General features: G+C 54.1%; 13 protein-coding genes and 1 tRNA gene. 10 read left to right on the top strand and 4 right to left on the bottom strand.

The annotated features are described in order from the left end of the window. The first annotated feature begins 23 nt into the window (after nucleotides 1-23). The 6 genes from N4R57_00245 to N4R57_00220 all read left to right on the top strand — a co-directional run bounded on the left by N4R57_00245 (nucleotide 24) and on the right by N4R57_00220 (nucleotide 6077). Nucleotides 24-854, top strand: a complete 831-nt coding sequence (locus N4R57_00245; GenBank protein UYV37595.1) for a hypothetical protein — start codon at nucleotides 24-26, stop codon at nucleotides 852-854. Nucleotides 855-942: 88 nt separating this feature from the next. Then, nucleotides 943-3096 carry an ATP-binding protein gene (locus tag N4R57_00240; GenBank protein UYV37594.1) on the top strand — a complete coding sequence of 718 codons (2154 nt, stop codon included), beginning with the start codon at nucleotides 943-945 and terminating at the stop codon, nucleotides 3094-3096. Continuing rightward, the gene (locus N4R57_00235) at nucleotides 3084-4484 is read left to right on the top strand and encodes a hypothetical protein (protein UYV37593.1); all 1401 of its coding nucleotides are present in this window, start codon (nucleotides 3084-3086) and stop codon (nucleotides 4482-4484) included. Before N4R57_00240 ends, N4R57_00235 begins: the two co-directional genes overlap by 13 nt. A 58-nt stretch (nucleotides 4485-4542) precedes the next feature. Beyond that, on the top strand, nucleotides 4543-4824 hold the full coding sequence (locus tag N4R57_00230; GenBank protein ID UYV37592.1) for a type II toxin-antitoxin system RelE/ParE family toxin: 282 nt from the start codon (nucleotides 4543-4545) through the stop codon (nucleotides 4822-4824). 12 nt (nucleotides 4825-4836) lie between these two features. After that, nucleotides 4837-5127, top strand: a complete 291-nt coding sequence (locus N4R57_00225; GenBank protein ID UYV37591.1) for a HigA family addiction module antitoxin — start codon at nucleotides 4837-4839, stop codon at nucleotides 5125-5127. Nucleotides 5128-5336: 209 nt separating this feature from the next. Continuing rightward, on the top strand, nucleotides 5337-6077 hold the full coding sequence (locus N4R57_00220; protein UYV37590.1) for a hypothetical protein: 741 nt from the start codon (nucleotides 5337-5339) through the stop codon (nucleotides 6075-6077). Between the two features lie 38 nt (nucleotides 6078-6115). Here the strand turns inward: N4R57_00220 and N4R57_00215 are convergent, their stop codons facing one another. From N4R57_00215 to N4R57_00200, 4 genes are all read right to left on the bottom strand, one after another. Next, nucleotides 6116-7639, bottom strand: coding sequence for a relaxase/mobilization nuclease domain-containing protein (locus tag N4R57_00215; protein ID UYV37589.1), 1524 nt, complete (start codon nucleotides 7637-7639; stop codon nucleotides 6116-6118). Continuing rightward, nucleotides 7633-8106 (bottom strand): MobC family plasmid mobilization relaxosome protein, encoded by a 474-nt coding sequence (locus tag N4R57_00210; GenBank protein ID UYV37588.1) that lies wholly within the window; start codon nucleotides 8104-8106, stop codon nucleotides 7633-7635. Before N4R57_00210 ends, N4R57_00215 begins: the two co-directional genes overlap by 7 nt. Next, nucleotides 8103-8957 (bottom strand): hypothetical protein, encoded by an 855-nt coding sequence (locus N4R57_00205; protein UYV37587.1) that lies wholly within the window; start codon nucleotides 8955-8957, stop codon nucleotides 8103-8105. Before N4R57_00205 ends, N4R57_00210 begins: the two co-directional genes overlap by 4 nt. 155 nt (nucleotides 8958-9112) lie before the next feature. Further along, nucleotides 9113-9189: transfer RNA gene (locus N4R57_00200), tRNA-Arg, on the bottom strand. A gap of 172 nt (nucleotides 9190-9361) precedes the next feature. Here N4R57_00200 and N4R57_00195 point away from each other — a divergent pair. The 4 genes from N4R57_00195 (at nucleotide 9362) to flgK (ending at nucleotide 14237) form a co-directional block, all read left to right on the top strand. Further along, nucleotides 9362-10390, top strand: coding sequence for a LacI family DNA-binding transcriptional regulator (locus N4R57_00195; GenBank protein UYV37586.1), 1029 nt, complete (start codon nucleotides 9362-9364; stop codon nucleotides 10388-10390). Nucleotides 10391-10481: 91 nt separating this feature from the next. Beyond that, entirely contained in the window at nucleotides 10482-11339 is an 858-nt protein-coding gene (locus N4R57_00190) for a chemotaxis protein MotB (GenBank protein UYV37585.1), read from the top strand. A 77-nt stretch (nucleotides 11340-11416) separates the two neighbouring features. Next, nucleotides 11417-12739 (top strand): flagellar hook-basal body complex protein, encoded by a 1323-nt coding sequence (locus N4R57_00185; protein ID UYV39651.1) that lies wholly within the window; start codon nucleotides 11417-11419, stop codon nucleotides 12737-12739. Nucleotides 12740-12782: 43 nt separating this feature from the next. Next, the gene (flgK, locus tag N4R57_00180) at nucleotides 12783-14237 is read left to right on the top strand and encodes a flagellar hook-associated protein FlgK (GenBank protein UYV37584.1); all 1455 of its coding nucleotides are present in this window, start codon (nucleotides 12783-12785) and stop codon (nucleotides 14235-14237) included. Nucleotides 14238-14240 lie beyond the last annotated feature (3 nt).

The following is a 14240-nucleotide window of genomic DNA, read 5'->3' as shown; positions in this document are numbered from 1 at the left end:
GGCATTTTGGAGGATTAAAGAAGTTGGAATTTTTGGTTCGTGACGAAAACGGAGACCCGGTTGACGCAGCGGTCGAAATCGTTGACAGCTCAATTGTTTTGCAAAGCCGGGGCGGAACAAAGGGCACCGAACAGGCAAAAAACACTGATTACTCAACGGCCTTGAGGCTTTTGTTAGCACGCCTTCAACAGAACAAAGACCTGTTCGTCAACGGTTTCGTGGATAGCAATCGAGTTCAAAAAATCTCCAAGGTAGACAGGCAAGTTCTGGATCAAACTGATCTTTCCAGATCGCTTGAAGAGATTTTTACGGTTATGAGTCGGCGTATGCAGGCGGTTGGCAAGCCGCCCACCACCGAGCGCCACACCGGAAATGCTAACAAGCGAATCCGCTTCACCTTTTCGAATGCCTCTCTCACTGATCTCGTGCAGATTGCAAATGGAGATACACCCATCAATGCTTCTGCTGATCGCACTGATCTGTCTTCAGTCGATCTCTACTGGGCGGAGGGTGATTTTCGGTTAGTTTCCCATTTGAGGCGAGAGCGGGCCAACGGCTTAAGCGATGCAAAGAAAACGGCATTCATCCAAGAGCATGGCAAGCTATACTGCGAAAAGTGTCAATTTGATCCGGTTTCTACCTACAAAGATGAAGCGGCGAAGGCATGCATAGAAGTTCATCACAGAGCTGTCGCTGTTTCCAAAATGACATCGGGTCACAAAACAAGGTTGAGCGACCTTCAGTGTCTCTGCGCCAACTGCCATCGTTTTGTTCATGCAAACCTCAAGGATGTATGTTCGAAGCCTCCGAGGCTAACCGAGGCAGTCAACCGAACGGACACAAAATCATCGTGAGACAAGCTGAGCGGCAACTTCCTGCATTCAGCAATCCTTGCGCAAGTTGTATGGCTATGCCACTGATATTTATAGTTTTGGAGTTTTCATGAAAGCATCATTTAAACCGCGGGCAAGATTGTTAAAGCTGTTGGGGGACCAGTTAATTGGTACGCCGCAACTAGCGGTGTTTGAGCTAGTGAAGAACTCCTACGACGCCGATGCTGATAGTGTTGAGATAATAATCTCAAACCCTGAAGACGTCACAAAAGCAAGCATCGAAGTGACCGACATCGGTGGCGAAGGGATGAGTCTGGACACAATTCTGAATATTTGGCTCGAACCGGGCGCCGACCACAAGCAAACTTCTCGCATTGAGGGGAAGAGAACAGCCAAGCATGACAGACTACCTCTAGGGGAAAAAGGTGTAGGTAGGTTTGCTGTGCATAAATTGGGACAAGTTATTGAATTAACGACCAAAACTAAAGACGCCCGTGAAGTCTTTTTGAGGATAGATTGGGCTATCCTTGAACACTGTAAGTACATTGAAGATGCCGAAATTGAGATCGAAGAGCGGGAAGTGCCTCAGGTTTTTAAAGGCGAAAGCACCGGAACCCAGATCATCATAAAAGAACTGAACTCGAGCCTTTCACGCGGGGATGTCAGAAGCCTCTACCGAAATATTCAATCGATCAAGTCCCCGTTTGAATTTGAGACATATCGGCTCGACAAAGAGGTGCCAACATTTGATGTTTCATTGAGCGTTCCAGGACACGAAGAATGGACGACAGATCTTTTTGATCTGAAAGCGATCATTGAACAATCCCTGTTCAGATTTTCGTTCTTGTTTGCTGGAGATACTTGGTCTTGGGACTATAAATTTGTGCCCAGCGAACAACTGAAGAAGCAGTTCAAAATTGAGGGTCGCACTACTTCTGAGACCAACAGCTACCTTGAGCTTCCGAAAGGTAACGTTGGGTCCGAAACAAACTTCCACGCAATGTACCAAGCTGATCGTGCAGGGTTCCTGAACGATATCGGTCCAATCCTAGGCGAAGTGTATGTGTTTGATTTTGACGCCGCGCTTGGTGAGCAAAATGCCATCAAGAGATGGCTGAGCGAAAACCAGGGGATACGTGTCTATCGTGATGGTATCCGTGTCTACAACTATGGTGAACCTAATGACGACTGGCTCGAGATGGACAGCCGTCGGGTTAACCGACTGGGCAAAGGCATTAATCGAAGAATTGCCGTTGGAGCAATCTCGCTGGAACTAGAGAACTGCCCCAACCTTGTTGAGAAAACCAACAGGGAAGGCTTCATAGAAAATGACACGTTTTTCAAGCTTAAGGAGGTCATCAATTCTGCCCTTGGGAAGCTCGAGAGCCTTCGGCACAATGACAAAGACAGACTTCGCCAGGTTACAAAGAAGTCCCCTTCCGTATCTCATGCTGGGTTGGACAATCCCGTAGATGAATTAAAACAAATCGCAATAGAAAACGGTTGGGAAGAGCAGTTGGCTCCAGCAATCGAACGCACCGAAAAACGCTACAACGACATGCAAGATATCATGCTTACATCTGGCATGGCGGGTCTGAATATGACCTTAGCATTCCATGAAATACAACATGGCATATCCGACGCAAAAAAGAACCTGCTTGCGGGCAAAGACATTAGCATTGTGATAGAGCAATTTGACCGATTTGAACTGCTCTTGGATACCTATGCCAACCTGCTGAAGCAGGAAAAAGCTCGTGAATGGGAGCTTAAGTCTATTCTGAAATCCAACGTAGATTTGGCGGACGTCCGTTTCACACTGCACGATATCATTCATAGTTGCCCAGTTCTGACGGGTGAACATCCTAACTATATTGTGAAGGCGCAACGGAACCTCATTGTCAGCGCAGTAAATAACCTCATAGACAATGCTATTTACTGGTTGGACAAGCGGTGGGGCGGGGAAACTGGCAAAAAGTACATCCACATAGGTGTCAGTGAAGAGTTCGACAAAGGTCCAGCTATCATAATCGCTGACAACGGGCCCGGCTGGCGCGACATTAGCAAAGACGAAATGGTCAAACCCTTTAAGACCACCAAATCTGGTGGGATGGGTATTGGATTGTACTACACGGATACCGTGATGCAGATGTTAGGCGGCGAGCTTGTGCTGCTCGATCAGGGAGAAATTGACGGTGTGCCTGAGCAAGCAGACGGCGCGATTGTCGCGCTGGTCTTTAATGGGGGTACGCCTTGCAAGAAGTGATTAACGCCGTAGTAATCGACAATGAGATTGAAGATATCATTGGCGTCACAACAGCACTGGCAGAGTTGGGTATATCTACTCTTCCGGTGCACTACCGGGAACCGACCGCTGCTCTAGCGTTGTGCCAGAAAATGGCGGCAGCTTCGCCACGAGTTATAATAACCGACATCCAACTCAGAGATGGCGGTGCGGCTCCAACAAAGTCCGACTTGTCGACCGTCGCTGCTTGTCTTGCAAACATCGTTAGTGCAACGAAGGGGCCCTATGTTGTCTTGGCTTGGACTTCGAAGCCGGAGGCTCTCGATGAGTTAAAAGACAGAGTTACCGAGTATTTCGAAAAAGCTGGTATCAGATTGCCAATGTACTTTGATCGAATCTGCAAAAACGACTGCAGTACTGGTGACAAAGAATATTCAGCGGCAGAGATCCTTAAACAGTTCCAAGAACATTTGGCTGGCGAGGCATCAGTTAGAGCCCTTATGCACTGGGAGTGCAGTGTTCTGCAGGCTGCGATAGAAAGTGTGAATACTCTGGCAGGATTTGATAAAGATACACTTCCTCAGAGCTTGAGGTCTCTTGCCGTCAGCGTTGCCGGTAGCAATCTAAGGGGTTTTGAGGCAACAGCGATCAATGAAGCCTTTTCCTACGTTCTCAAGGACAAACTGGGCCTTCTAAGCCTCACAGACTACACGCAAGAGGTTTGGGACAACGTGTTTGCTAACGCTGACGGCGAAGTTCAAGAAACCTCTAAGCATCAACTCAATACGATTTTGCATATTGAAACGTCACCTCAAGACAAAATCATCTGCCCTGGGGACGTCTGGATTTCTTCCAAGCCGAAAATGTTATTTCAAAAAGTCGATGTCGGCAAAGAAGCCCACAACCAGTCAGAACGAATGAAAGATGAATTTCTAACTCTCTCGCTAGTAGGTCACGACCTCGACGCTCAGGTTCGGGCTGAGCAAGACCCCGAGGCTAAAGCTGCACTGCAAACTCAATATCAGGACAGATGTTCGACACCGCTCCGCGATGCGAAGCGAGCTTGTCAGATAGCGCTGATTGAAATCAGCCCAGCGTGTGATTTTGCCAATCAAAAGAAGCCGCTTAAGACGATAGCACTGGGCGTTTTGGTTCCGGTGGACAGCATAACAAATGAGGTTAATTTGAAAGAATCGGACTCGACGATTGTAGTCAAGATTGTCTTGGATGGCACAAATTACCTGCTAGGATTTTCGTCTAAATACATAACAGCATTGTCTGAAAAGTTAATTATCTCTGATGAACTCCAGCTTACGAAAAAACTTCGGATTCGGGAAAGTTTGCTGCAAAGCTGGATACATCGCTTCTCGGCTTACAACTCAAGAATTGGCACAATATCTTTTCATTAGAATACTCGGCCATGTATCATCCATTGACACGCGTATCACCTCATGATACACAATCATTATGATCCAAAGCACCAAAGGCAAACTCGCTGCCAGTGCCGTAAAAGGCAAATATGGCAAAGGCTTCCCCGGTGACTTGGTTAAGCGCACGCGGGCAATGCTCACGGCGCTAGATGCTGCGGTTGTTGTGGAGGATTTACGCTTTCCGCCGGGCAACCACTTAGAAGAACTGAAAGGTGATCGGGCTGGGCAACACTCCGTGCGGATCAACGGGCAATGGCGCATCTGCTTTGTCTGGACGCCGAACGGTCCCGCCGATGTCGAGATTGTCGATTACCATTGAGAGGATATGCTGATGAGCCTGTTTAAAGACCCGATGCACCCTGGTGAAGTCCTGAAAGAGCTTTACCTTGATCCCTTGGACATGGGGGCAATCGCGTTTGCGCGGCGTCTGGGTGTACCACGGACACGAATCGAGCGGTTGATCAAGGGTACCACTGGGATCACGCCTGACACCGCACTGCGTCTGGCCCGTGTGTTCAACACGTCGCCGGCCTATTGGGTCAACTTGCAGACTAATTACGATATGGCCGTCGCGGCCAAAGAGATCGACGTTTCCGACATCGAACCGCTGGTCGCCGCCTAATGTTGATCAGTTGGTATGGGACCTACTCCACGCGCTAACACCAAGTTAGCTTCTTTGGCACGGAAAGCGTCCGTGGAAAGCCAGAAAACAAATGCTGCCCGATCCACTAACGTTCGGCTGGGAACACATCCATGCTGCACTTGAAGAAGTTTACAAAAAACTGCTTTATCTAAGCTTAGTTTCCAAAGCTCCAACAAAGGTTCATAGACATGGCCCATCGACTTTATTCGCGCTTCGATGGCGATAGGCCTTACACTGACCTAGACCTCGAGAAAATGTCGACTGACGAGCAGGTTAACTTAGCGGTACATTGGCTTCTAGAAAATTTCAAAAGACCCTCCTCACGAGTCTTTCAGGATGCAGTGCATGACGAAGGTTGGCAAAGTGACCGGTTCTTAAACGCGAGAACCATTCTTTTTGATCAATTCGGAGACTTCTTGTCTGACAATGTGATCGAACTAGCCCTAGCTGAGGTCGAGGAAGTTGGGCGGGAATGGCTGCCAAAGCAAGAACAGGATCAGGTAGAGGTGCTCAAGGGCACCTTAGAGAGAAAGCTAACCACAGATCTGGTCGCCCAACTTGGTGATTTGAGGGATCAATTAATTGAAACCCTTCCGCATGCAGGGATGGGGCATAACAATCCCCCAGAGCATATTCGCGAGCGCCCAATTGACTTTGAAGAAACAAAGAAAGCCGTCCGGTCTGTCGAAGCGTTCATTGTTGAGTTGAAGCAGCCTGAACCAAATACAGATAAAGCGAGGTCTGCAATCCAGTATTTGACTGACCTGTCGGGCCGGGTTGCCAATTGGCTTGGCACGCGCGCTACTGTTGGAGTTGATGCCGCCATCAAGGGCGCAGCTACGGCAGCAGGTGCATCAGCGGTAATTGCTTGGGGTAACGTCCGTGGATTCATTGGCAGCATTCTGGAGTTGGCCGCACAACTATTCTGAATTGCGACTTACTCTGCACCTCCGACGGTAACTATCCCCTAATGCGTCATCCCTCGGTCCATCTCGACCTCCCGCTCCTCTAGCTCTGTCTCAACCTCTCTTCGGCGGCCTTCACTAATTTCAAGCTGGTCTCGAGTTGCGTGCGCAGCTTCCCGTAGTTCGAGCCCTCGTTCAGCAAGCCGTGCAACGCAGCTACGGACGCCACTTGCGATTGAATGAGCACTGACACGCAGGCGGCCAATCCATCCATCTGGTTCTGCATCCTGGTCGTTGAGCGTTCCTCTAACCCGCTCAATTCCTTTGCTGAGACCTCGCAGGCCGTCACCAACCGCTCGACGCAGGCGAGCAAGTCGCGTTCCAAGGCTGTCAGGGGTGTCGTCATCTAATCCTCCTCGATCTTGATGCAGGTCACTGACCTGCCGCCCAGCGTGCAGGTCCTCAGCCGCGTCTTGGTCGGGTCCAGCACCAGCCATGTCCCGTCCTCCCTGTCGATCCGTGTCAGGCCCAAGTCCGTCAGTTCTGAACTCGCCAGCATCAGCGTCCAAAGCAAGCTCGCGGCCATCATCGAGACGATCCCCGCCAAGAACGTCCCCGTGATCAGCCAGGGCGAGATCGTCAGCCAGCTCTTGTTCTGTCGCAGAAAGTTGCGGGTATCGCTCTCGATTGTACGATGCGCGATGGTCGCAATGCTGCCCAAATCGCTCCTGAAGCTCTCCAGCTGGGATTCCATCGAGGCGGCGTAGTCTTGCCGGATCGTGTCCAGCTCCGCGTTCAGTTTCTCGCTCAGCCGTGTCGGCTTGCCAGTTTTCATGGAAAATTTCTCCTTTCAAACGCCAGCGCTCGCCGGTGTCGGGGTCTTGGGCAGTGAGGTAGGCTTTGCCTGTGCGCGGGATGTCAAAGCCCGCATCTGTAAGGGCGTCGAGCATGCTCCCACGGTCAGTGATTAAGCCAACGCTGACTTGGTCCAAAATCCACGCATGCAGCTCGTCACGCCCCTGCGCGCGGGCTGGGGCTTCGATGGTGTCGCGGACCTCTTGGACCCGCTCAAGCTCCATCGGATCGGCCCAGCCGTGTCGCTGGTTCATCACGTCGCGCAAGGAATCGAAGGCTTTCTCATAGCCGGGCGGCGCAATGTTCAAGCTCCGCCCCGAGGTCAGCTCCAAGCGCGGTGTGCAGAAGTGAAGCTCGACGCGGTCTTCGTGGGTATGTCGGACCCAGAGCACCTCATATTGCTCAGGGTCCAGCCCCGCGAAGGCCAGACGCTCGAAGCCGTCCATGACCTCGGCCTGCTGTTCCTCGGTCGGGGCATCCTCGGCGGCAAAGCTGATCACACCCGCGCGGTAGGTCCACTGGTGGCGGCTGGCGTCGATCAGGGCTTCGATGCGGTCGGGGTTGCCACGCAGAACCTCGGGCGAGGGTTCCCGTGTGACGGTCATGGGCTGGCCGTCCGCATCGCGGATCAGGTCGCGGTTCTCGTCATAGGCCAGCACCTTGTCCGCGACGAGGTAGCCGACGGGGCCTGCGCCCGCGCCTTTGCCGTTGCGGAAGAACTTGATCAGCATCGGCGGGCGGCTTCGATGATCTGCGCAAGCTGGCGTTCGATGGTCAGCAGACGGCGGGCAACGGTGAGCGCGTCGAGGTCGACACGGCCCAACAGCATCGCGCGGTTCAGCCAGCGGGCGATCTGGTTGAGGTTGCCGCCGATGCGCCCGACTGCCAATACCAGCGCGGGATCAACGCGGGGGATCGGCTTGCGTCGGCGGGCCTCGGTCAGGCCAAGCGCCTCGCGTAGCAAGGTCGCAGCGGGCAGGCCAGCAGCCTCTGCCTTGGCGCGCAACTGGGCCTTCTCGGCGGCGCCACACCGGAAGACGAAGGTCTCAGTCAGCGGCTCTTTGGTGCGGGCTTTTCCCGCGCCGGTGGGGTTCGAAGGGGAGGCGTGCCGCCCCTCGCAAGGTCCCGTGTCAGCAGCGCCAGCGTATGACATGGGTCGCCTTGCTGTTTGCTCTTCGGTCGGATCTGTTGCGGTCATGATCTGAGGCCTGCGGCTTGGATTTGGGCCTCGGAAACCATCTTCGACGCAAGCAAGGCTGTGACTTGGGTGCCCGTGATGTGTTTGCACATCGGGCTGCGATCACTGATCCAACAGGCGAGTCGCGCTTGGTGATCAGCCGCCAACGCTGCCGCCTTTTCCCGGTCTTCTGCCTGCTTCTCAATATAGGCCTGCCAGCGCCGTGACTGAAACCAATTGTCAGAAAAGCAGACCTTGGAGCGGGTGAAACCTGCGCTGTCGGTCGCGTAGGATTGGACGGCTTGCCGCAGGTCCTCCGGCCTGATCCCTTCCTTCATGGCCTCTTCGATCTGGGCAAGGCAGGAAGCTTTGCCGCGAAGGCGATCCGGTGGATACACCGCCAGAATCTTCTCGGCGTCTTCAACCTCTACCGCCTCGCGCTTGCGCGTAGGTGGTTTATGGATGGTTTTAGGATGGTTTGGGGGCCGTGGTGGCCCCGGTACCCCGGCCACAGTGGCCCCCGTACCGGGGCCAGACTGGACGGGGGCCACTGTGGACCCCGTCTCAATTTCGGGTTCCAGCGTGGGTTCCAGGGCCTCGACCTTGGCAAGATCGATCCGGTAAACGACGGTGAAACCGTTCTTGCAGGTCCGTGCGCCGGTCTCGACCAGGATGCCTTCCTTCAGGAATTCGCGGACGGTTCGCTTAACGGTGGTCTCTCCCAGCTCGGTGTGCCGCTGGATCGTACCCTTTGAACACCAGATGCCTGAGCCGTCATCGCTCGCCTTATCGGCCAGAAACATGATGATCTGCTTGCGCGTCGCGCTGCCGAACTTCCGTTCCGCGCATGTGTTTGCCACCCGCCAGCTCATTGAATGGCCCTAAAAGGCGCAAAGACGTGCGAAATTTGTACAGGTTTTGTACGAGATTTCCGCCGTTTCAGTAGAATTCGGCCCGAAAGCTCGCGGGAGTTTCTGCACGCTTCTGCACAAAGCACTGTAAATAAGTCATATTTTTCAGGTGTTTTTGGTGACCCCGGCAGGATTCGAACCTGCAACCTGCCCCTTAGGAGGGGGCTGCTCTATCCAGTTGAGCCACGGGGCCATTGATTTCCCATACCCCGTCAAAATTCGCCTGTCAGCCCACAATTAACTGAAAACGCATCTCATCTGTGTTCGGATGTCCGCAAAGACGATGTGCCGCCAGCGCCGCGCCTTGCGTCTTGGCAAATTTTTGATGTAGCATTCTCAGGAAGCACTCAACTGGTTGAGACTCCGTGACAATTGATGAAAAGCGCCCACTAACTCTCCGCGACGTATCCGAAGCGTCCGGTGTATCTGAAATGACCGTAAGTCGGGTTTTGCGAAACCGAGGCGACGTCTCTGAATCAACGCGCGAAAAGGTACTTCAGGCCGCAAAGCGACTTGGCTATGTGCCCAACAAAATTGCCGGGGCGCTGGCGAGCCAACGAGTCAATCTTGTCGCCGTAATCATACCGTCCATGTCGAATATGGTATTTCCCGAGGTCATGACCGGGATCAGCCGAACTCTGGAAGACACCGACCTGCAACCGGTTGTGGGGATCACCGACTACCTCCCGGAAAAGGAAGAGCGGGTGCTCTATGAGATGCTGTCATGGCGCCCTTCTGGGGTGATCATTGCGGGTCTGGAACATTCCGACGCCTCGCGCGCCATGCTGCGCGCCAGCGGGATCCCCGTCGTGGAAATCATGGACGTTGATGGTATGCCGATTGATACGATGGTCGGCATTTCGCATCGGTCCGCCGGACGCCGGATTGGCGAAACGATTGCCTCCGAAGGCTATCGCAAGATTGCCTTTCTCGGCACGAAAATGCCGTTGGATCACCGTGCGCGCAAACGTTTTGAAGGTTTCACTCAAGCCTTGGCAAAAGCCGGTGTGGAAATCGCCGATCAGGAATTCTATTCCGGCGGCTCCGCGCTCCTAAAAGGGCGCGAGATGACCGAGGCCGTCTTGTCACGCTCACCGGATCTGGATTTTATCTACTATTCGAACGACATGATCGGCGCCGGTGGTTTGCTCTATCTGTTGGAGAAGGGAATTGATGTTCCCGGCGACATAGGCCTCGCGGGCTTCAATGGCGTTGAGTTGCTTCAGGGACTGCCAAAACAACTCAGCACAATGGACGCATGCCGCTTTGAAATTGGCCAAAAAGCAGCGGAAATCATTCTTGAGCGAAGCCGTGGAACAGGAACAGAGCCAAAGATCGACATGGTCGAATTGACGCCAACGTTTTCCCCCGGCAATACCATGCTCCGCCACTAGAACCTGCAGCCTTGCCAATTCGCCACCATTAATCTGTCAGTAAGAGCCCTGTGCTAACCCTCTTAACTGGGTGAGTACTTAGGTGGTGGATATGAGCGCACAAAACAATGCGGCTCCGGTCATCATCAAACGAAAGAAAGTCGTTGGCGGCGATGGGCATCATGGCGGTGCTTGGAAAGTAGCTTATGCCGACTTCGTAACCGCTATGATGGCGTTCTTTCTGCTGATGTGGCTGCTGAACGCGACAACAGAAAAACAACGCAAGGGTGTTGCTGATTATTTCAGCCCCACGGTGGCAATCAATCGTGTCTCAGGTGGCGGTGAGGGATCTTTTGGCGGCGATAGCGTTTTCTCGGAAATGACGTTGCCGCAAAACGGCACCGGCGCGACAAGTTTGCGACCAACTGAAGCCCGGCAAGCCCGTGGCGAAAATGGCGTGGACACAAATGGAGCGGCGTCTTCCGGCGACGGCAAAAGCGGTGACTCCGAGGCTTTCAAAACTGTCGAGGAAGCCTTGCGCGGCCTTGCCGGCGAAAGCACGGTCTCAGACGGAATTCTCAAACACATCATTACACGCGTAACGGATGAAGGCCTGATCATCGAGATTTTCGATCTTGATGACATTGCAATTTTTGAACCGGGCACTGCCAAGCCTACAGCGGCTTTGCGCGATCTTGCTGAAATGCTTGGGCGGATCATCTCACTGGTCGAAAACAACGTCGCAATCGGCGGGCATACGCGCGCGCAGCCCATCGTATTGGTGGACAACCCGGTGTGGGACCTGTCAACCGCACGCGCTCATGCAATGCGCCATTTGCTAGAAGCCGAAAACCTCACCGGGGACCGGATTCAACGTATCTCCGGCCACGCCGACAAAACCCTCGCTGTGCGCAATCCAATGGCAACGCGAAACAATCGGTTAGAAGTTATACTACTCAGAACGAAATAAGGAATGTCCGACCAATTTTAATTGTTAGCGCGGTGTTAAGTGGTGGGGCGCTATGCCTGTAGCAGCAGTGAATGTCGATGCAGCAAAAAGGCGTATCCATGACAATTTCTTCTTCACTAAATGCCGGGGTTGCGGGCCTTTCCGCAAACGCAACACGGTTGGCAACTATCTCAGACAACATCGCGAACTCGGCCACCTTTGGCTACAAGCGCATCGAAGCAGATTTCCACTCAATGGTGATCTCGTCGACCGGCGGCACTTATTCTGCGGGGGGTGTGCGTACAACAACGCAACGGTTGGTTGATCAGGGTGGCGCGCTCGTCGCAACATCAAACCCAACTGACCTTGCCGTGCGGGGCCGCGGAATGCTTCCCGTCGCCTCAATCGCCGAAGTGGGCACCGCAAATGGGTCTCCACAGATGTACCTGACGACAACCGGATCTTTCCGCACTGATGACGAAGGATATCTTGTCACCGAATCCGGTCTGGTCCTAATGGGCTGGCCGGCCTTGCCCGATGGCACGGTGCCTACTTACCCGCGTGACACCTCAGACGGGCTTGAACCTGTTCAGATAAACGTCAACCAATTCTCGGGCGAACCCACAACGCAAATCGACCTTGGTGTCAACCTACCTGCGACGGAAACCGAGGCGGGGGCCGCGGGAGCCGCCTCTGAACTTTCGGTCGAATACTACGATAATCTCGGCACATCAGAGAACCTGACAATCGAGTTTACTCCAACGGTTCCTGGCACCGGATCATCAAATGAATGGACCATGACAATCACTGACACGGCTTCGGCCGGCGCGGTGATTGGCGAATACACGCTCACCTTCGACGACAGTCGTACCACGGGCGGCACTCTTCAATCTGTCGCTACGGTTAGCGGCGGCGCTTATGATCCGGTCACGGGAAGCCTGATCGTCAATGTCGCAGGTGGGCCGATCGAAGTTGATATCGGGCTGGTTGGCGCGTCGGATGGGCTGACCCAACTTTCCGACACCTTTGCACCGGTTTCCATTTCCAAAGATGGGTATCCAGTCGGCAACATGACCTCAGTTGAAGTTGACGCAAATGGATTTGTTCACGCCTTCTTCGATACCGGAATATCCCGCACGATCTATCAAATTCCACTTGTGGATCTGCCCAATCCGAACGGGCTCGTCGCGCTTGATCAGCAAACCTATCTGCCTTCACCGGAAAGCGGCTCCTACTTTCTCTGGGATGCAAGCGACGGCCCAACCGGCGATATCGTCGCCTACGCACGCGAAGAATCAACAACCGATGTCGCCGGTGAATTAACCGATATGATCCAGACACAACGGGCTTATTCGTCCAACGCAAAAGTCATTCAGACCGTGGACGAGATGTTGCAGGAAACAACCAACATCAAACGCTAACCCTGACTAAGGCCGCGATACACCAGTAAGAAAGGGAAAAAAGATGAGTCTTTCCGGAGCCCTATCCAATGCTCTTACCGGGCTTACCGCGGCCTCGCGCAATGCACAGGTGACCGCGTCCAACCTCGCCAATGTCATGACGGATGGCTATGCCCGGCGCGAGTTGGAGCTGAGCTCGCGCAGCTTGGGCAGCGGTGGCGGCGTCACTGTGAGCGGCATCGTGCGACGCGCGGATCCGAGCTTGATATCGCTCCGACGATCAACCAGCGCCGATCAGGCCTTCAACACGCAGCTGTCAGACTTTCACAATCGTTTGGAGGGTCTTGTCGGCACCCCGGCAGACGGCAGCTCCCTGACTGCGCAACTCGCGGACTTCGAAGCAAGCCTTGTCGCCGCCGCAAGCCGCCCCGATTTGCAGGACCGCCTAACCCAGGTTTTCAATGATGCGAGCGAGGTCGCGCAAACCTTCGCCTCGGTTTCCGACGGCATTCAGGCTCTGCGTGGCGAAGCCAATCGTGAAATCGCGGCAACCGTAGAGCAATTGAACACGTCCTTATCGCAAGTTCGAACGCTCAACATTCAAATTTCGCAGGCAACGGTGTTGGGCCACGACTCCTCGGCCCTTCAGGACCAACGCCAACTGCTCATCGACAGGGTCGCCGAAATTGTCCCTGTGAACGAAGTCCCGCGAGACCTTGGGGCCGTCGCCCTCTTCACGCCCAACGGTGCTATTCTTGTCGATGGCGACGCGGCAGAGTTAAGCTTCACCGCGACCAATGTCGTCGTGCCTCATTTGACTCAAGCCGGTGGCCACATATCAGGCATCGAAATCAACGGGGTCGCGGTATCCAGCGATGTCAGCACCGGCCCTCTCGCAGGCGGGAAACTCGCCGCGCTTTTTCATATTCGCGATGATTTAGCGGTGGAGTCCCAAACCCAACTGGATGCAACGGCCCGTGACCTCGTGGAACGCTTTCAGGATGCCTCGCTTGACGCGACCCGCGCGCCCGGTGCTGCGGGGCTGTTTACCGATCAAGGCGCGGCATTTGCAGTTGTTGATGAGGTTGGACTGGCTTCACGCATGTCCATTAACGCGGCCGTTGACCCGGCATCGGGCGGTGAAACATGGCGCTTGCGCGATGGCCTCGGCGCCGCGACGCCCGGTCCCGTGGGTAGTTCCCAACTCCTCCAGGATATGAAAGACGCGCTGACCGCTTTGCGGGTGCCTGCCTCGGGGAACTTTGGGCCAACAGCGCAAAGCACCTCGCAGCTACAAGCCACCTTCTTGGGCGAAATCGGTACCGCGAGAGAGGTCAGCGACCAGACCCTAGCGTTCTCCGGAGCGCGCTACGCCTCTGCCACGACCCAACTGTTGGAAAATGGCGTCGATTCGGACCAAGAAATGCAGCGCCTGATCCTTATCGAGCAGGCCTACGCCGCCAATGCACGAATGTTGCAGGTGCTCGATGAAATGATGCAAGCCCTGATGAGGATTTGATAC

This window comes from Rhodobacteraceae bacterium D3-12 (genome assembly GCA_025916135.1).
Taxonomy (GTDB): domain Bacteria; phylum Pseudomonadota; class Alphaproteobacteria; order Rhodobacterales; family Rhodobacteraceae; genus JAKGBX01.
The sequence above is the reverse complement of the archived record's forward strand: the minus strand, read 5'-3'. Positions and strand labels throughout refer to the sequence as shown.